This is a genomic window from Paenibacillus sp. J22P59 (assembly GCF_059383895.1).
The window spans coordinates 14506-32801 of sequence record NZ_JBXENX010000018.1 but is presented as its reverse complement, the minus strand read 5'-3'; the positions used below and the strand labels follow the sequence as shown (position 1 = coordinate 32801).

Here is an 18296-nt window from a genome sequence, read left to right as displayed (position 1 = left end):
CCGCTTAGTCCAGTAATTGCTGGAACCGATCATCGTTGGCAATTTTGGCGATCGCCTCAGCTTTTGAAGTTACACCTAATTTTCTATAGATTTTCTTTAAATAGTTTTCTACAGAGCTTTCACTCATATGAATAGCGCCAGCAATTTTTGCATTGGTATACTTATGAGCCACCATGGTGAGGATTTTATGCTCCGTGGTGGTTAAATCTGCTTCCCAATAATGTCTGGTATGCTCTGGGGTCTGCAATTGCACCTGCCGAAGCAGCGTAAGGGGCAGCAGAGTAAGACCACGCATGACAGCATGAATCATATCAATAATTTCTTGGGGAGCAGCATTCTTGTTCAGCATGCCGCTGACTCCACTTTGAATTAGGCGATTAAAGTAAGGAATATAATCATAACCGGTATGAATGATGATATGTATCGCTGGATATAACTCTTTGATTTGAGCGGCAATATTAACCCCTGTATCATCGGGTAGATTCAAGTCCAGCAATACGACAGAAGGCCTTAGATGCTGGACAACCCGAATTCCCTCATGCCCGCATGAAGCCACGCCAAGCACTCGAATGGAGCTGTCCTGCTCTAATAGATGCTGAAGTCCGAGCCCTAGAGCCGGATGATCATCTATAATAAGCACTTTAATGGATTCCTTCAATTGCCCTCCCCCTTTCTTCTGGCAAGGATATTTTGACGGTCAAGCCTTTGTTGATTGAAGTAATCACTTGCAAATTCCCTTCCATACTCAGTAGACGATGATCAATACCACGCCAGCCGATCCCTTTGGAGAACTGATTAGGATCAAAGCCAACGCCATCATCCCGATATTCAAGACAACACTGTTGATTAGTAATACTGAAATTGAAGTGAACACTGGAAGCATTCGAGTGCTTCTTCGCGTTAGCAATCAGCTCTTGTGTTATACGAATGAGATGATGATGGACCTCAGGCTGCAGAGCATCCCAGCGGGCAGGCTCCATGATTTGAATATGCAGCTTGAAAGCTGTATTGGGTCTCTCCATCTCAATAAGACTGGAGACCGTAGAAGAAAATCCAACATCGGTCAGCATATACGGATAGAGACGGAAGCCAGTTTCGCGTATATTCACATTAATAATATCCAAATAATCAGCTAGCTCCTGCAGTTCATTGTCCATCGTTCCGGGGTCGAGGCTAAGGTTGCGCAAGGCTTGAACGCGGTGCTTCGCGAAATAAATATCCTGCATGATCGTATCATGCAGATCAGAAGCGATCCGCTGGCGCTCCTGCTCTTGCATTTGGAATACGGATTTTCTTAGCCACGAGGTCTGATGAACCGATTCATTGCTGGCGGCTGATGTTTCACTTAATGTGACTTCATTCAAGACAAGAGACAGCTTGTCAATGAGATAAATATTCTCGATGACGACAGCCAAATAGGATACGAGCATATCTACCCATTGCTGCTGCTGAGGATGGAAGGGCCGGTCAGAGAAATTTCTAGACACGATTAGATTGCTTGAATAGTCCCGTTCTTGCTTAATCATATAAATATCATATTTGGACGTATTCATCATGCCCCTGCCGATTGCAAATTCAATCTCATCCAGATTCACATGTCCGTATGACGCATATCTTATATTACCATTATCATACAGGCGAATGGCGGCAGTGTTAATGCCTAGCGCTATACAAAGGTCAGGCAGCAGCAGGTGCTGCAAATCCTCGAGCTTGCTCACTTGTCTGATTTTATTCGTCATTTGGTTAAAGGCGAGGATCAACCGATGTTTTTGAGGAAATAAAAACCCGGTCAAGCTCTGATGATATTTATCAATAATATAAATCATAAGGGCCACAATGGAGAATACCGTACCCGCGAGAAAAGATATTTGAGTAGCAGATAGGTTTTCAGTAATGAGATAGCTGGCAATCAGAGTGATGAGCAAGGACGGTATAACAGCCAGACTGGATAAAAATAAGGTTTTACTAACCGCAACTTGAATATGGAACAGCTTGTTTTTAATACTATAATAAATGAACGCAATTGGAAATATGACGATAAACCAAATGGATAAATCGTAAGGAATTAATGGCGGTCCGAATAAGTTAGGCATGATGGATAACAGTAAAAATGGCAGGAATGAATATGAAAACGCAATCAACAATGTCCGAATAACCATTGCTGAATAAGAATATTCACGTCTTTTCTTGAAATACATATAGGCTAGAAAAGCAATGCTGAGCAAGGAGCCTAGAGCAAATGAAAGCAACGTTAAGAAACGGTCAATGCTGTAATACAAGTGAGAGACGCTAGGGAAAAAATAAAATACTCGAAAGGCAGTAATGAGTAATAGGATAATCAGGCCATACCTTAACCATCTAGGCGAAAAGAGATCATACCCTTTTTCTTTGAGAAAGAGATAAATAAAATAGGCGAACAAAAAGGGAATACAGGCTATTGCAGTTGATATTGTAAATTTGGAAAAAGCATCTGCGCGAGTCGATGCCTCGGCGCACATAAATGCCACGCCCATTAAAATAAACACACTGATCAAATAATAGACGGATGGACTGAGCTTGGCTTTATAGTAATAAAGCGCCGCAATACTGAAGCAGAGCAGCTCTGCAACCAGCCCAAATAGATAACGAGATGAGAATTGGCTTGCTTTATCATTTAACTCATAGGAAAAATAAGCGCCATCTCTCTTAACGACAATCGAGTGGGCTTGCTCAATAATATGGTATTTAGGAAGACTAAAGTGTTGATCGGCGGGTAAACCGTTTATCCGTACAATCTCATCATTAATAGCAAGTCCTTGTTTTTTACCCTGACCTTTTTTGAAAAAATCAGTAATAATCCACGTATTGGAGTGTGTCTGCTTAACACCCGCACCGATATAGGGATAGATGAATGTGATATAGCTTACCCATGAATGAGTGAACAATAATACCGCACCAACAAGAACAACGACCAAGCGTCTAATAGGTATTGAATTAAGCATCATACAGTCCTTTCACATGGAATAGCAATGAGCCTGACTCAGGAGTCAGGCTCATTGCTATTATGTTAATTATAACCAATAAGGATCAGTAGTACCTGTATCTGTTGCTAAGCGAGGGGAACCATAAGCCTTGTTTAAGGCAGTCTTCTGCTCCAGTGATAATTTTGCATTTTGCAGCATGGCAGAGAGGTTGTCCGATAATTTGTTGTGCTGTGCTAATTGAAGAGCAGTTTCCTTAAATTGTTTTGTCCACATGTTAAACTCCCCTTTATTATAAAGTAATTAACAATCTTAATTATACCAAAGTAAATAGGAAATAAACCCTATATTTATTTGGGGTACGCCCTATATTTTTTTGTGGTATGGGTCAATAGTAATTGCAGCGAAGGAAGAGCGCCAGGGGCCAATGGTAGCAATCGTGTCGAATATTTGGTTGGCACGCTCCGAGTAAAGCCATTGTACAGCTGATGTGTATTCCATCACACCAGATGCATGAATAAAGGCGATCAATTCTTTTTTATAGGCAAGAAGCTCGTGCATCGTGCATTCACGATCGTAGTATTGCTGCAGCAAAGGGAATGAATCCTTGCTTTGCTCGAGCAAATACATCGTCGATAAAGTTTTTTTGCGTTGAATCAGATCATTACGCTCTGAGGAAAGCAGCAAATCCTTGCTGTCATTCTGTAATTGTGCAGCAATGCCGATATGCTGGGCGATTTCATCAAGCTTTCCTGCTGTTTCAGCATCCAGGCTGTCGACAAGGTGATACCCATTGCGGACAGCCAGGTTCAGGAGCGAGGAAGATTTCTCGCTGACGACTTGAAGATAGGCTTCTTCCGAGGTGACGGCATATGCAAGATCCTGATGCTGGCCGTTATGGGCTCTGATAAGCAGCTCGGCAATGGAAGGAGCAACAGAGTGGCAGGGCTCCCCGGCGGCAGCTGCAAGCAGCAGAGCAGACGCTGTGTTCATAGCAAGACGGTGCTCGACATGCATCCAAGGCGGGACAGGGTTGTCTTGATCCTGAAGATCATCCAATATGTCCAGACTAAGGACCAAAAGCTCTGTCTGGGCAGCAGCCCGAAAAATATGAGGGGATTGTCCGCCCAGCATGTAATGTGTGTACAGGGTTAGCTCTGACCATACCATCGTCTCGGTATGCTTGTACTGAGCGAAGGTTTTGACTAGCCTGTTGAAGTCTTGATGGTAGAAGTGCTCGTCAATAATTAGAGTAATTTCTTGTTGAACCCGTTGTTTCAGTTCGTGTTTGTTAACAGTCTGAATGCCTGCTTTTATATCCATCCTCATAACCACCTTTCTGTAGTTCTTTAATCATACATGTATAGTAGTTCCTTAGTTGTGTTTTTTTGGGACAAAATCGCGAAATACCCCAAAAACTTTAGGGGATACCCCAATGAAGTCTATGGAGATAAATCGTTAGGAACGAGTTATGGTTGATATAGTGATATTTTATTAAATGTTTTCAATGAAGAGACGGGGGCACCGGAATAAATGCATAGCAGCTTTGATCCAACGTATATGGAGAGCATGAGAATTTATCGAAACCAACTTAATGGGTTTAATCAGACCATTAAAGCATACTACTTTTCCCTAATGAGTAGTCTGCTTACTTCCGTAAGCCAAGTTAAGGGGTTATATCAGCAGCTTGAGAATGATCCAGTCTGGCCTAATCAGATTGAGAAAATGAAAGAAGGAAAATTAGCGGAGGCCTTGGCAGGGCAGTCCTCTTTATTCATAGGTTTTGTTAATGAGAAGCAAGGGGAGCAATCTGCCCATAATTCATCTTATCGTGTTGAGGAAGTATGGGGCATGCAAACGAACGATTCATTGTGCATATTGCTAAAGGATTGTTATGGCTGGCGGGGTTATTGTACCGTCGATCGAGAGATCATTCAAGAGTTTGTAGCCATTCTGCATACCTTTGATCGGATTCATGAATGCTTCAATTGATGCTGCATTTGAAGGATGCGATTGTTCTATGCATCATTTCTGTTCGGGGTAATTGAAACTCTCTATATAGAGCACTATTTTTTCACAAAAAACTGACGATCCCGGGATCGTCAGTTTTTTGTGCCGTTTATTTAATTGTTACAGGCGCTGCGTACTCCACGCCTTTGGTATCGACAGTTACTTTTTTCATCGCAAGCGGCTTTTCAGGACGATCTTGAGGGATGGTTTTTTGGTTGACAATCTCATCTACCGTATCCATTCCTTCAATCACTTGTCCGAATGCAGCATAGCTGTTATCAAGCGTAGGAGCCTCAGCAACCATTATGAAAAACTGGGAGCCTGCTGAATCCAGACTTCTGGAACGAGCCATCGAAATGACGCCTCTCGTATGCTTCAGGTCATTCGTAAATCCGTTGGAAGAAAACTCCCCAGCGATACCATAACCGGGGCCGCCCATGCCTGTACCTTCAGGGTCACCGCCCTGAATCATAAAGCCGGGGATGACACGGTGGAAGATCGTTTCGTCATAGAATCCGCTTTGTACAAGAGAAATGAAGTTGTTAACGGTGTTGGGAGCTACTTTCGGATACAACTCTACCTTAATTTTTTTTCCATTGTCCATCTCTATCGTTACGATAGGATTCTTGTCAGATGCGTTGTCAGACGCATTTGAACCCTGCTCTACAGGCTTTGATTTGTCCTGACCACAACCAGATAGGACTAAGATTAAAGCGGCTGTAAGGAGCAGCAAGATCGGTATGCGCGTAATTTGTTGAAACATCGGGTTAAACCCTCCTTATGTACTAGTTGATCTGTCAGGTAATCATAGCATACGAGGATAACTAAAAAAAAGCCTGAGAATCAGCTGTTATGCTGATTCTCAGGCTGTGTAATTCAATTAACCAACGACATTATATGACATAATCCAGATAGAACCTGCCACGATCGTCAGCATAATGATAAGACCAAATATTAGCGCCATTGCATTGAAGCGAGGCTTCTTCTCATCACGGATATGCATGAAGAAGAACAGCTGAACCAGCAATTGCAAAGCAGCCATTAGAAGAATGAAACCTACAGTTGCTTTTTTGCTCATCAAATCATTGAGTACGACGACCAGTGGAAGAATCGTCAGTACAATAGATAGAATAAAGCCGATGACATAGGATTTCATTGAACCATGGGATTCGGTATGCGAATTATGTTGTTCCATCCTACATCACCCCCATCAAATATACGACTGTGAAGACGAAGATCCAGACAACGTCCAGAAAGTGCCAGTACAAGCTGATAATATTGACTTTACGCTTCGTTACAGGCGTAATGCCGCGTTTGCGAAGCTGAATCATCAAGCCGATCATCCAGACCAGACCGACCGTAACGTGAAGACCATGCGTTCCTACAAGCGTGTAGAATGCGGACCAGTATGCACTAGTACCGATATTGACGCCTTCATGTACCAGGTGAATAAACTCTGTTACTTCAAGGTATAGGAATGAAGCGCCTAGCAATGCAGTAACAATAAGCCATCCGATAAGCCCTTTGGTGTTGCCTTTATTCATTTGAAGCAAAGCAAGACCGCTGGTAAAGCTACTAGTCAGCAAAATGAAGGTGGAGGCGATAATTCCCGGCAGCTCGATCATATCACCCGGCGTTGGCCCGCCTGCCGTGCTCAAGCGGAGCACGACAAACGTAGCGAACAGGGTACCGAACAGAATAACGTCGGTTATGAGAAACAGCCAGAAGCCGAATACTTTTATTTCTTCGTGATCATGGTGACCGTCATGGTTGTCATGATTATCATGACCGTGACTGCCATGCTGAGTTACAGTATGTGCCATCTATTTGCTACCTCCTAACGCTGCTTCTGTTCGTTCGATCTCATCTACTGGAATGTAGTAGTCGGTATCATAACTGAATGAACGAGCGATCATACATGCTACCACACCAATCAGACCAGGTACGATCATCCAAGTCCAGCCCCATACGAAGCCGAAGCCAGCGATGAAGAAGAAGACGGACATGATGAACGGAATCGCCGAATTTTTCGGCATATGAATCGGTTCAAGCGGTGCCAGCGGCTTAGGCTTGCCGCCTTTAGCCAGGCGCTGCTTCTCTTCCCACCAGTCATCTTGATGCTCAACTACAGGTATGCGAGCGAAGTTGTATACAGGCGCTGGAGATGCAGTTGCCCATTCGAGCGTACGGCCATCCCAGTTGTCGCCAGTTGGTTCTTTTTTGTAGAACTTAATGCTGTGTGCAATTTGCCATACTTGGAACAGGAATGCCAGACCCATGATGAATCCACCAACTGTGGATACAACGTTAAGCGGCTGCCAGCCCATGTCGAAGTTATACTCGTTGAAACGACGAGTCATACCCATCAGACCAAGTGCGTATTGCGGCATGAAGCAGACATAGAAACCAATGTTCCATAGCCAGAATGCCCATTTGCCAAGACCATCATGCAGCTTGAAGCCGAACATTTTTGGCCACCAGTAGTAAAGACCTGCAAAGTATCCGAATACGACACCACCGATTAGCACTTGGTGGAAATGCGCGATCAAGAAGTAACTGTTATGGAACTGGAAGTCAGCTGGCGCAACGGACAGCATAACCCCTGTCATCCCGCCGACAACAAAGCACGGAATGAACGCCAGCGTCCACATCATAGGCTGCGAGAACGTTATCCGTCCGCGGAACATGGTGAACAGCCAGTTGAATATCTTAACCCCTGTCGGTATCGCGATCAACATCGTCGTGATAGCGAAGAAGGCATTGACGTTAGCTCCCGAGCCCATTGTGAAGAAATGGTGGGCCCAAGTAAAGAAAGAGAAGAAACTAATGGACATAAGGGCGAATACCATTGATTTGTAACCGAATAGTTTTTTCTTGGAGAACGTCGATACGATCTCTGAGAAAATACCGAATGCCGGCAAAATAACGATGTACACCTCAGGGTGACCCCACATCCAGATCAAGTTAATATACATCATCGGGTTACCGCCGCCATCGAGCGTAAAGAAGTGGGCGCCTAGATAACGGTCAATGAATAATAGGAACAAAGTTACGGTCAAGATTGGGAAAGCGAAAATAATAGTGATCGAAGAAGAGAGAACCGACCAAGTGAACATCGGCATCTTCATCAGCTTCATGCCAGGAGCACGCATTTTCAGAATCGTAACGATAAAGTTAATACCGGATGCTAAGGAACCGATACCCGAAATCTGAATACCCCATATATAGAAGTCTTGCCCTAAACCAGGACTGCCTGATAGCTCTGACAGCGGTGGATAAGCGAGCCAACCAGCATCTGGCGAACCGCCAATAACAAAGGATACGTTGAACAGCATTGCACCGAAGAAGAACAGCCAGAAGCTGAGGGAGTTCAGGAACGGGAATGCGACATCGCGCGCACCAATCTGAAGAGGCACGATGATATTGAATAAACCGAACATAAGCGGCATCGCCATGAATAAAATCATGATTACGCCATGCGTTGTGAATATCGCATTATAGTGATCCGGATTCAAGAATTCCAGCTGCGGTAACGCTAACTGGGTCCGGATAAGCAGTGCATCTACACCGCCGCGGAATAGCATTAGAATGGATGCGATAATATACATGATACCGATTTTTTTATGATCGACAGTGGTCAACCACTCCGTCCATAGCCAGCGCCATTTTTTGAAGTAGGTAAGAACGACAACGACTGCAACCATAGACAGTGCAATGGATACCTGAGCGCCTAGAATTAGCGGGTCGCCAGTTACGAAGAAATCGTTCATCAAGAAATCCATAAAGTTCTGAAACATGTGGCGTCTCCTTTCAACCTTTTAATGTCCTGCATGGGGATCCACTTTGGCAACTGGAGCTTCGTCCATGTTCTCGTGATCCATGCCTTCGTGTTCTTTGGATGTTTCATCTTTTGCAGTAGTGCCTTCTGTCTTAGCTGCGCCGCCATGGTGATGGCCAGTAGCGCCTTCTTCAACATATTGCATTGCAATCTTATCGAACAAGCCTTCTGGGAAGCCTGAGAAGAACTGTTGATTAGAGGCGCCAGGCTCTCTAAGCTTCTCAAATCCAGCAGTTGTCAATTCAGGATACGTACTCTTAACATCCTGAATCCATTTGCTGTAATCCTCTTCAGAGGTTGCTTTCACATCAAAGGTCATTTTTGCAAAATCTTTACCGGTGAAATTCGCCCCGGAACCATAATAGACACCTTGCTCATCAGCTTGAAGATGCAAAGTCATTGCCATGCCGGACATCGCATAAATTTGACCGCCGAGCTGAGGAATCCAGAAGGAGTTCATCGCTGTATCAGCAGTCACCCGGAAGCGTATAGGCCGATCTTCAGGAATCTGAATGTAGTTGACGGTCGAGATTCCTTCTTCAGGATAAGTGAACAGCCATTTCCAATCGAGCGAAGTCGCTTCGATCGTGATGGGCTCCTTATCGGATACGAGAGGCTTGGATGGCTCCAACTCATACGTATATTTAACTGTAATGACACCAAGAATCGCGATGATCACGATCGGAATAGCCCACCACGTAATCTCGAGCTTTGTATTATGCTCCCATTCAGGTGCATAAGCTGCTTTGCTTCCTGCTTTATCACGGTAGCGGTACACAATGAATGCGGTCAACGCAAGCACCGGTACAAGAATAATTGCACATAGAATAACACTAATATTAATGAGATCCTTTTGTGCCTCACCTACAGGCCCTTTCGGGTCCATAACTAAGTATTGCTCGCCGCAGCCAGTCAGCAGGATGGCCATTAACATAATGGTAAGAGGGATCATCCAACGAATATACGGTCTCACATTGCTTCAACTCCTTGTTTGTTCTCGTAGTACAACGATAACAGAACTTAACCATAATAACTGCTGACTTAACAATTACGTCAACAATTCGTCTTTTTTCTGTAATAGAATGTTCACCTGTTAGACAACTGTGATAATTATCCTTTCATCCCTTTAAAATAAATAAAAACCGCTCTCTCCAATTAGTGGGAGAAAAGCGGTTTTTATTTGACCTATATAGGGTCATATTGACTGGCTATTGCTGTGATTGGTTCTTCTCTAATAAAGCCTGATTCATTCTTGCATGAACAAGGCCAATTGCTGTGCCGATTACAAATATGAATACGCTGCCTACCAGGCAACCGATGCCGACCATGAGATAAACGTTCTTGTCGCTAAAGTGACCCAAATTAATTAGGCACAGTAGAACGCCTACCGTCAATGCGGTCCATGCGAAGGCGGTCATTAATGTAACCAAGCGTTTAACGCTCGCAGCCGATGTGGGTTGAACATTACTTACTGATGCTGTTTTTGTTGTCATCTTCAACACTCCCGTAACGTTATAAGTTATTACCTATAATTTACTATAACACATCTTACAGTAAATGTTCAAAGAAAATTCACTTTTTGATCAAATTTCCGACATATCTAGACAAAGGTCACATTCAAATATTGGATATATCGGTTCTTATGTCCTACTCCTGCCACCAGCGCTTCAAATCTTTCCACCATTTGAAATGCTCGGAAGCTCCCTTGGTGTCGCTGTCCACTGGCGAATTATTATTCTCCAATGGCTTGCCGCATACTTCTGTAGGTTCAGTTCCGCTTACGAAATTCTCCAGACGTTTATTCGGGCAGGTCTCCTCGGCTAATTTGCCGCTAGTTGGGTCCACATATACGCTGACAATTCCCTCAGGGATAGGGAAAATCTTCGGCGGAATAGCGGATAGGGCCTGCTCTGTGTATTTGGCGAAGATCGGTGCAGCACGATGGGCCTCAGCTACTGTTAGCTTGCGGTCCTTGTCGTATCCAACCCATACGGCTGTTGCCAGCTCTGGCGTGTACCCGACAAGCCAAGCATCGGTAGCCGTCGTTCCTGTCTTGCCCGCTACAGGCCTCTTTATATAAGAAGATACCCGGCTCGCGGTTCCGCCGCCTTCGAAGACACTCTCCATCAGGCTCGTCAGAATATACGCATGGGCACTGCTCACAACCTGCTCGGCTTGTCGCTCCGCTTCATATAGTGTATGCCCATCTCTATCTGTTATTCGCAGAATCGCCAGAGGCTCCACCTTCATGCCGCCATTAGCGAGAACAGCGAATGCGGATGCCATCTGGAAGGGGCTTACTGGGAAAGTGCCAAGCGCAAGCGAGGGCAAGGCTGTCATCCGGCTTGTAATTCCGAGCTTCCGTGCTGTCGCAATTACGTTGTCTGCTCCAACGGTCATAATGGAATTGACGGCATAGATATTGTCCGAGCTTGCGATAGCTTGCCGCATGTCGATGTAATCATTGAAATATTTATCATTATAGTTACGCGGCTCATACGTTTTGCGGCCCTCATCATAGCTGAAGGAGGTTGGCTCGCTTTTGAACCTTGTTATTGGCGTCATGAATCCACTTTGAAGTGCTGTTAAGTAAAGGATCGGCTTGAATGAAGAGCCAGGCTGACGCGTCTCGGCCAATACTCGATTGAACTGATTGATTTTATAATCACGTCCACCGACCATTGCTTTAATGTACCCATTTCGTGGATCAATTGAAACTAAAGCGGCCTGTTGGTCTTCACTGCCCCGCAGTCCTTCTTTAACGGATTCTTCAGCAGCCCGTTGAGCTACAGGATCGAGCGTTGTATAAATCGTAATGCCGCCCTCATTCAGCAGCTGCTCATTGATTCCGAGCTTATCGACGGCAACATAACGAATGTAGTCACGGAAATAGGGGGCAAATCCGGCTTGTTCCCCCGAGCTGAGCGGTTGGAAGCTTAGAACTTCTTTATAAGCCGATGAGGCTTCAAGGGCTGTAATATTACCGTTCTCGGCCATCAGCTTGAGTATTGTATGCTGCCGGTCCTTGGCGTTCTTCATATTCATGAATGGCGAATAATATTTAGGGCCCTTAGGGATCCCAGCAAGCATGGCGCTCTCTGCTAGTGACAGCTCGGACGCTTTCTTGTTGAAATACATGACGGACGCGGCTTCGATGCCATAAGCGCCATGCCCATAGTAGATTTGATTCAGATACAGGCCGAGGATGTCATTCTTGGAATAATTCATTTCCAGCTGTATGGTATAGATCGCTTCTTTGAGCTTGCGCTGCCAGGTCTTCTCATGGGTTAAGTACAGGTTGCGTGCCAGCTGCTGTGTAAGCGTACTGGCGCCTTGCTTGGCTGAGAAGGATTCTACATTGACTAGAACCGCTCTTGCCATCCCCTTCATATCGAAGCCAAGATGCTCGTAGAACCTGCGATCCTCGATAGCTAGTGTCGCTTGTATGACATAAGGAGATATTTCCTCTAGCGGTACAGATCTTCGGTTTTCTCCCGTATGGAAAGTATCAATAACTTGCCCCTGCAGATCAAGCATTTGCGATGTTTGACTAATTGAAGCAACTGGGAGTGATTGAAATCTCAAATAGAGCAGTGAAGCACTGACCAGTACAGTCATCACGATCATTATTCCGATGGTCCAGCGCAGCCTTTTTCTGAGCCTTAATAGTTGCGGGAGAAACCGTTCGGTAAGAATAGGAAAAGCAGATTTACGGCGCGGTTTGCCCGGCCGGACGTTCGGCTTATTCATGCTGCCGGCTCCCTTCGTATACACGATTCCTTTTCCTTAGTATGGAAAAAGGGAGACCGCGATATTCACGAGTCATCGGAGCTGACTATTTTTTTTGTTAGATCGCTTGGAAAAGGTTGCTTTTTCCCCTCGAACTACTATAATACAGGGTGAACCTGTGAACCATTGAAGGAAAGAAGGGATCTAGCGACATGGAATTATGGTATACGGAAAAACAAACCGAGAGCTTCGGCATTACGGCGAAGATTACAAAGAGCTACGTAAATGAACAAACTGATTTTCAACAGTTAGATATGATTGAAACGGAAGAATTCGGCACGATGCTCGTTCTTGATGGCATGGTAATGACCACCGTTAAGGATGAGTTTGTGTATCATGAAATGGTCGCTCACCCTGTGCTTTATACGCATCCAAACCCAGAGAACGTGCTGGTTGTAGGCGGCGGCGATGGCGGCGTTATTCGCGAAGTGATGAAGCATCCTAAGGTAAAAAAAGCGGTTCTTGTTGATATTGACGGCAAGGTTATTGAATATTCGAAAAAATATTTGCCTTCAATTGCAGGTGAATTGGACAACCCTCGTGTTGAAGTGCTCGTAAACGACGGCTTCATGCACATTCATGATCATAAGAATACTTATGACGTTATTATGGTTGATTCCACGGAGCCAGTAGGGCCTGCGGCGAACCTGTTCACACGCGGCTTCTATCAAGGCATCTACGAGTCATTGAAAGAAGACGGCATCTTCGTTGCTCAAACGGACAATCCTTGGTTCAAAGCCGATCTCATTCAAAGCGTTAACAAAGATGTAAAAGAAGTATTCCCGATCGTACGTGTCTATTGCGCGAATATTCCAACGTATCCGAGCGGTCTGTGGACATTCACAATGGGCAGCAAAAAGTATGATCCGCTTGAGGTGGACGAGGCTTCCATCCCTGAGATTGATACGAAGTATTACACTCCGCGTCTTCACAAAGCAGCATTCATATTGCCGAAATTTGTAGAAGATCTGGTAAAATAAACGAACAAGCCAAAGCATCATCCATCAAGTGGATGATGCTTTTTATTTATTTGAAGAATACTGAGGAGACAGCGATAACGAATAGGGGAAGGGCGGGGTAAGCATGACTAGAATTCATTCATTTCCACCCATTATTAATGAACATGCTCGTGTGCTCGTATTAGGAACGGCGCCTAGCGTCAAATCTCTTGAGCATCAACAATTTTACGGGCATCCACGCAATTATTTCTGGGGAGTTGTCTATGGATTGTTTGGAGCAGGCGCTCCTGATGCGGACTATAGGAATAGAATTGCTTTTCTTCAGGAGCATCATTTGGCGGTGTTCGATGTCATTGAATCCTGTGTGAGGGAGGGAAGTCTGGACGTCAACATTCGCGATGAGAAGCCCAATGATTTGCCTGCTCTTATTGCGAAGTACCCGCAGCTTCGCTGCTTCGCCTTCAATGGAAGCAAAGCGTATGATACCTTCCGCAAATATTATAAGAATCATCCTGCTTTTGAAACGATTGTTTTAGTGAAGCTGCCTTCAACAAGCCCTATACCGACGCAAAAAATGCGGAACCTTGAAGATCGAATAGCAGCCTGGAGTGTTCTATTGCCCTATTTGAACGGTGAAATGCCACCTAATCGTTGAAATTGCGGGCTGTCCTGTATATAGTAGTAACATATAAGAAGACGGAATCAATAGGAGTAAGACCATGTTGGACAAAATGCTTGTAAAAATAACGCTAGAGAGCACGCAGGATGGCTCGACAGGTGTACATATCTATAATGGAGAATGGTTCCGTAAGGAGCGATCTATCTATATTCGCTATGAAGAAGTTCCAGCGGGCGGTACTGATGCGGATCAGATACGTACGCTTGTACGCTACAGAACCAATGAATTGTCGATTACCCGACGAGGCGCAGTCGAATCAGAGCAGCTGTTCATGGCAGGAGTTACTCGAAGAGACGGATTTTATAAATCTCCGTACACGTCATTCCGAATGGAGACCGATACGAAGAAACTAACTGCTGCTCCACAGAATGGATATGAAGGGGCAGAGCTTGTGCCGCCGTTCCTGATCGAATGGGAGTATGACTTGTGGGTTAATGAACAATTATCGGGTCGGTTTCAGAATAAGCTTCATGTGGAGCAACGAGTATAGGCTAGCGGGGCGAAGTGGCCCATAAATAACGGGAAGTCGGATTTTGCTACGCAAAACCTAAGCGTAAGCTTTCGAAGTCGGATTTTGCTACGCAAAACCTAAGCGTAAGCTTTCGAAGTCGGATTTTGCTACGCAAAACCTAAGCGTATGCTTTCGATGTTGGATTTTGCTACGCAAAACCTTTAGGAGGAAAAAATAAATGACTACTAACGTATTGGATCAAATGTATGAGAAGGTCAAAGAAGCCATTGCAGATGCAGTGGTGGCAGGGGGGCTTGCTGGACGCGAAGAGCTACCGGCCTTCGTGCTGGAAGTGCCTAAGGATAAAGCACATGGTGACTTGGCGACAAATGCGGCTATGCAGCTGACTAAGCTCGCTAAGAAGAACCCGCGCCAAATTGCGGAGACAATTATCGCTAATTTAAATGGAGAGAAATTCGGAATCCAATCCGCAGAAATTGCGGGCCCAGGCTTCATTAACTTCCGGATGGACAAAAGCTATCTGTATTCGGTTATCTCTGAGATTACGGCTGCTGGAGAAAACTACGGCCGTGTAGGCAAGGGTGCTGGCCAACGGGTAGAGGTCGAATTCGTCAGTGCCAATCCGACAGGAAGCCTTCACTTGGGCCATGCCCGCGGGGCAGCTGTTGGCGATGCTCTCTGTAATGTACTTGATTTCGCAGGTTATGAAGTAACACGTGAATACTATATTAATGATGCAGGCAATCAAGTGAACAATCTCGCTCATTCAATTGAGGCGCGGTACCGCCAGGCGCTGGGCCAAGAAGCAGCCATGCCGGAGGACGGTTACCACGGTGAAGATATTATCGGATTCGGCAAGCTGCTTGCTGAGCAAGAGGGAGACCGGTTGTTGTCTCTGACTGACGATGATCGGTTCACGTTCTTCCGAGAGTTTGGCCTAGAGAAGGAACTGGACAAAATCAAGCGCGACCTGGGCAAATTCCGTGTCGGCTTTGATATCTGGTACAGTGAATCCTCCCTGTACGCTAACGGACAAGTAGAAGAGGCTCTGGATGCTTTGAAGGCGAAGGGGCAAGTGTATGAAGAGGAAGGCGCGACATGGTTGTCAACGATGCCTTACGGGGATGACAAAAACCGTGTATTGGTGAAAAATGACGGTTCATATACTTATTTGACTCCTGATATTGCTTATCACCGTGATAAATATAACAGAGGCTACGATCGCATGATCAATATTTGGGGAGCGGACCATCATGGTTACATCCCACGTGTCAAAGCAGCAATGGAGGCTCTTGGCAATGATCCTGATAAGCTGGTAGTCTTGATTGCACAGATGGTTAGCCTTTTCCAAGATGGCGAAAAGGTGAAAATGTCGAAGCGTACCGGCAAGGCAGTTACGATGCAGGATCTAATGGAGGAAGTAGGGGTAGATGCAATCCGTTATTTCTTCACCATGCGGAGCATGGATTCACATCTTGATTTCGATATGGATCTTGCGATTTCGACATCCAACGAGAATCCTGTATTCTATGTGCAGTATGCACATGCTCGCGTATGCAGCATTTTCCGCCAAGCTGAAGAGCAAGGCATTGCTAGGCTTGCGCTTGATGCTGTTGATCTAGAGAAGCTTTCTTCCGAAGCGGAATTCGATCTGCTTCGCAAGCTTGGCGAGCTGCCGCAGGAGGTTGCGGAGGCGGCAGAGCAATATGCACCGCATCGACTCGTACGGTACGTTTATGAACTGGCTTCGCAGTTCCATAGTTATTACAAGGCAGAGCGCGTGATCACAGAGGATGCCGCTCAAACACAGGCTCGTCTTGCTCTGCTAGACGCAGTTCGGACGGTCATCGCCAATGCGCTTCGCTTAGTCGGCGTATCCGCACCAGAACGGATGTAAGGAAGTATCCATAGCTAAGACATCAGGAAGGGCTGTTTCACCGATCATTGCCAAGATGACGGGGATGCAGCCCTTTTTTTATCAAGGATTCTAGATTGATTACCCAGCATAAGGAGAAGAATGATGGAGGTTATTGTAAATCTGGAGGATGTGACGAAGAGATTCCAGGGGAGGAATGTGCTGAATCAGGTAACCCTCTCTATACATAAAGGAGAGGCTCTGGCGATTGTAGGGGAGAATGGCAGCGGCAAGAGTACTCTATTGCGGCTAATCTTAGGCATGACATCCCCTACATCAGGGCAGATTCATTATCTTGGCGAACAGCCCGCTCGGCTAGGGTATGTTCCTGACCGTTTTCCCAAGCTGCGATTCACTGCATTCGAGTATTTGAGACATATGGGACTGATCCGAGGGCTTGATCGACAGAAGCTGGATAGCCGCATTCGAGAGCTGCTGGAGCTTGTACGTCTTACGAATGCGGGAGATACGCAAATTCGTTACTTTTCCAAAGGCATGCTGCAAAAGGTCGGATTGATTCAGGCGGTGCTCTCTGAGCCGGAGCTGCTGGTATTGGATGAGCCGTTATCTGGCCTGGACGAGTATACTGTGAAGGAATTGGTTGAACTGCTCAGGCAGCTCAAGCAGCAGGGAATGACGTTGGTATTTGCCTGTCATGAGACTGTTTTGTTGAGCAGTCTGGCAGATCGAGTTATGCGTGTGAAGCAGGGGAGCTTATACATGGATCAAACGAGCGGGGAATGGAGCGCGATACGAGGCTCAGTATTGGCGATGGCAACTGTGCGAATTCATGCAACAGGTGTAACCGACTATCTTTCCTTATCCAATAGAAAAGGCGTGCTGAAGGTGGATGGATCAGATTCGGTACTGAAGCTCATTGTTGAAGCGGGGGAAAGTGATTCCATCTTGAAGGAACTGCTGAGCAAGGGCGGGTCGATTGTTTCATTGACGCGGTCCGGAGGTGACTTATGAGCTGGATGCATCTAGTGAATTATCAGCTTATTCAATTTAGCCGCTCTTATCGTTATTTTACTCCGATGGCCTTGTATCTTATTATTCTGGTCTGGATCTATTCTGTCATCCCAAGCCCTGTTATGAGCAGTTATGCGGCTACTGCCGTTATTCTTTATTTGATTAGCTCATGGCTAGGACTGAATTTCTACTTCGTAGAACCTGAGGTGCAGCAGCAATTGACCAATATGCACGCTCGAAGCTCCATGCGTTACTATTGGAGTCGAATGCTTACCGCATGGATTACAACCCTCCCACTGTCACTAGCGGCGGTTTATTTTCCTATAATCCGAGGCGCCTTCAAACGAGAAGTCTCCTTCGGAGAGTCCTTGTTCGCCATATACGGTCATCTCATACTGGCTCTTCTTGGAGTTGTCTTGGCAGCCTTTTTATATGAGTGGTTCGGCAATCGCTTTATCTCCACCATTGGTGGACTGCTCCTGCTATTGACCTTGTCGCTATCATCAACAGCTATCGCAGATACCTTGCCTGCTTGGCTTCGTCCACTGACCTGGCTGTTGCCTCCTGCTGGCATTGTGATGGAGAGTTGGAATGAAGTAGATACAGCCGTGGATGGGACTGGTCCGCTTTTATGGAGCACTCTGTATACCCTTGTTGTCTTGGCTGGCACCGCCAGTTTCATGCGCTGGCATCGCAAGTAGC

18 protein-coding genes are annotated in these 18296 nt (G+C 45.6%); 7 read left to right on the top strand and 11 right to left on the bottom strand.

The annotated features are described in order from the left end of the window. Positions 1-4 precede the first annotated feature (4 nt). The 4 genes from AC50YO_RS23280 to AC50YO_RS23265 form a co-directional block, all read right to left on the bottom strand. Positions 5-658: a response regulator transcription factor gene (locus AC50YO_RS23280; RefSeq protein WP_494850733.1), complete on the bottom strand. Its 654-nt coding sequence runs from the start codon at positions 656-658 to the stop codon at positions 5-7. Continuing rightward, positions 642-2984: a sensor histidine kinase gene (locus tag AC50YO_RS23275; protein WP_494850731.1), complete on the bottom strand. Its 2343-nt coding sequence runs from the start codon at positions 2982-2984 to the stop codon at positions 642-644. The genes AC50YO_RS23280 and AC50YO_RS23275 overlap by 17 nt, the downstream gene beginning before the upstream one ends. Positions 2985-3050: 66 nt before the next feature. After that, a complete protein-coding gene (locus tag AC50YO_RS23270; RefSeq protein WP_494850729.1) occupies positions 3051-3236 on the bottom strand; it encodes a hypothetical protein in 186 nt (61 codons plus the stop codon). A gap of 90 nt (positions 3237-3326) precedes the next feature. Continuing rightward, positions 3327-4283 (bottom strand): polyprenyl synthetase family protein, encoded by a 957-nt coding sequence (locus AC50YO_RS23265; protein ID WP_494850727.1) that lies wholly within the window; start codon positions 4281-4283, stop codon positions 3327-3329. 312 nt (positions 4284-4595) lie between these two features. On the opposite strand from AC50YO_RS23265, the gene AC50YO_RS23260 reads away from it, so the two are divergent. Continuing rightward, a complete protein-coding gene (locus AC50YO_RS23260) occupies positions 4596-4952 on the top strand; it encodes a hypothetical protein (protein WP_494850725.1) in 357 nt (118 codons plus the stop codon). A gap of 127 nt (positions 4953-5079) precedes the next feature. On the opposite strand, the gene AC50YO_RS23255 is transcribed toward AC50YO_RS23260, so the two are convergent. From AC50YO_RS23255 to AC50YO_RS23225, 7 genes are all read right to left on the bottom strand, one after another. Further along, the gene (locus AC50YO_RS23255; RefSeq protein ID WP_494850724.1) at positions 5080-5733 is read right to left on the bottom strand and encodes a peptidylprolyl isomerase; all 654 of its coding nucleotides are present in this window, start codon (positions 5731-5733) and stop codon (positions 5080-5082) included. 117 nt (positions 5734-5850) lie between these two features. Further along, entirely contained in the window at positions 5851-6165 is a 315-nt protein-coding gene (gene cyoD / locus AC50YO_RS23250; protein ID WP_494850722.1) for a cytochrome o ubiquinol oxidase subunit IV, read from the bottom strand. Between the two features lies 1 nt (position 6166). Beyond that, complete coding sequence (gene cyoC / locus AC50YO_RS23245; RefSeq protein ID WP_494850721.1) at positions 6167-6793, bottom strand: cytochrome o ubiquinol oxidase subunit III; 627 nt, start codon at positions 6791-6793, stop codon at positions 6167-6169. Further along, on the bottom strand, positions 6794-8767 hold the full coding sequence (locus AC50YO_RS23240; protein ID WP_494850719.1) for a cbb3-type cytochrome c oxidase subunit I: 1974 nt from the start codon (positions 8765-8767) through the stop codon (positions 6794-6796). Positions 8768-8788: 21 nt separating this feature from the next. Then, on the bottom strand, positions 8789-9760 hold the full coding sequence (gene cyoA, locus AC50YO_RS23235) for a ubiquinol oxidase subunit II (RefSeq protein WP_494850806.1): 972 nt from the start codon (positions 9758-9760) through the stop codon (positions 8789-8791). 256 nt (positions 9761-10016) lie between these two features. Beyond that, positions 10017-10301, bottom strand: coding sequence for a hypothetical protein (locus AC50YO_RS23230; protein ID WP_494850718.1), 285 nt, complete (start codon positions 10299-10301; stop codon positions 10017-10019). A 154-nt stretch (positions 10302-10455) separates the two neighbouring features. After that, the gene (locus AC50YO_RS23225; protein WP_494850716.1) at positions 10456-12558 is read right to left on the bottom strand and encodes a transglycosylase domain-containing protein; all 2103 of its coding nucleotides are present in this window, start codon (positions 12556-12558) and stop codon (positions 10456-10458) included. Between the two features lie 191 nt (positions 12559-12749). Between AC50YO_RS23225 and speE the strand changes: the two genes are divergently transcribed. From speE to AC50YO_RS23195, 6 genes are all read left to right on the top strand, one after another. Continuing rightward, positions 12750-13577, top strand: coding sequence for a polyamine aminopropyltransferase (gene speE, locus AC50YO_RS23220; protein ID WP_494850715.1), 828 nt, complete (start codon positions 12750-12752; stop codon positions 13575-13577). A 103-nt stretch (positions 13578-13680) separates the two neighbouring features. After that, positions 13681-14211, top strand: coding sequence for a DNA-deoxyinosine glycosylase (locus AC50YO_RS23215; RefSeq protein ID WP_494850714.1), 531 nt, complete (start codon positions 13681-13683; stop codon positions 14209-14211). 64 nt (positions 14212-14275) lie between these two features. Further along, on the top strand, positions 14276-14725 hold the full coding sequence (locus tag AC50YO_RS23210; protein ID WP_494850712.1) for a YwiB family protein: 450 nt from the start codon (positions 14276-14278) through the stop codon (positions 14723-14725). Positions 14726-14924: 199 nt separating this feature from the next. Then, entirely contained in the window at positions 14925-16604 is a 1680-nt protein-coding gene (gene argS, locus AC50YO_RS23205; protein ID WP_494850710.1) for an arginine--tRNA ligase, read from the top strand. A gap of 123 nt (positions 16605-16727) precedes the next feature. After that, the gene (locus AC50YO_RS23200) at positions 16728-17594 is read left to right on the top strand and encodes an ABC transporter ATP-binding protein (RefSeq protein ID WP_494850708.1); all 867 of its coding nucleotides are present in this window, start codon (positions 16728-16730) and stop codon (positions 17592-17594) included. Beyond that, positions 17591-18295, top strand: coding sequence for a hypothetical protein (locus tag AC50YO_RS23195; protein WP_494850706.1), 705 nt, complete (start codon positions 17591-17593; stop codon positions 18293-18295). The genes AC50YO_RS23200 and AC50YO_RS23195 overlap by 4 nt, the downstream gene beginning before the upstream one ends. The last annotated feature ends 1 nt before the right edge of the window (position 18296 follow it).

Coding starts and splice junctions, on each gene's coding strand:
- AC50YO_RS23275 (WP_494850731.1), bottom strand. CDS start 2,984: ATGATGCTTAATTCAATACCTATTAGACGCTTGGTCGTTGTTCTTGTT.
- AC50YO_RS23270 (WP_494850729.1), bottom strand. CDS start 3,236: ATGTGGACAAAACAATTTAAGGAAACTGCTCTTCAATTAGCACAGCAC.
- AC50YO_RS23265 (WP_494850727.1), bottom strand. CDS start 4,283: ATGGATATAAAAGCAGGCATTCAGACTGTTAACAAACACGAACTGAAA.
- AC50YO_RS23260 (WP_494850725.1), top strand. CDS start 4,596: ATGAGTAGTCTGCTTACTTCCGTAAGCCAAGTTAAGGGGTTATATCAG.
- AC50YO_RS23255 (WP_494850724.1), bottom strand. CDS start 5,733: ATGTTTCAACAAATTACGCGCATACCGATCTTGCTGCTCCTTACAGCC.
- cyoD (WP_494850722.1), bottom strand. CDS start 6,165: ATGGAACAACATAATTCGCATACCGAATCCCATGGTTCAATGAAATCC.
- cyoC (WP_494850721.1), bottom strand. CDS start 6,793: ATGGCACATACTGTAACTCAGCATGGCAGTCACGGTCATGATAATCAT.
- AC50YO_RS23240 (WP_494850719.1), bottom strand. CDS start 8,767: ATGTTTCAGAACTTTATGGATTTCTTGATGAACGATTTCTTCGTAACT.
- cyoA (WP_494850806.1), bottom strand. CDS start 9,760: ATGATCCCTCTTACCATTATGTTAATGGCCATCCTGCTGACTGGCTGC.
- AC50YO_RS23230 (WP_494850718.1), bottom strand. CDS start 10,301: ATGACAACAAAAACAGCATCAGTAAGTAATGTTCAACCCACATCGGCT.
- AC50YO_RS23225 (WP_494850716.1), bottom strand. CDS start 12,558: ATGAATAAGCCGAACGTCCGGCCGGGCAAACCGCGCCGTAAATCTGCT.
- speE (WP_494850715.1), top strand. CDS start 12,750: ATGGAATTATGGTATACGGAAAAACAAACCGAGAGCTTCGGCATTACG.
- AC50YO_RS23215 (WP_494850714.1), top strand. CDS start 13,681: ATGACTAGAATTCATTCATTTCCACCCATTATTAATGAACATGCTCGT.
- AC50YO_RS23210 (WP_494850712.1), top strand. CDS start 14,276: ATGTTGGACAAAATGCTTGTAAAAATAACGCTAGAGAGCACGCAGGAT.
- argS (WP_494850710.1), top strand. CDS start 14,925: ATGACTACTAACGTATTGGATCAAATGTATGAGAAGGTCAAAGAAGCC.
- AC50YO_RS23200 (WP_494850708.1), top strand. CDS start 16,728: ATGGAGGTTATTGTAAATCTGGAGGATGTGACGAAGAGATTCCAGGGG.
- AC50YO_RS23195 (WP_494850706.1), top strand. CDS start 17,591: ATGAGCTGGATGCATCTAGTGAATTATCAGCTTATTCAATTTAGCCGC.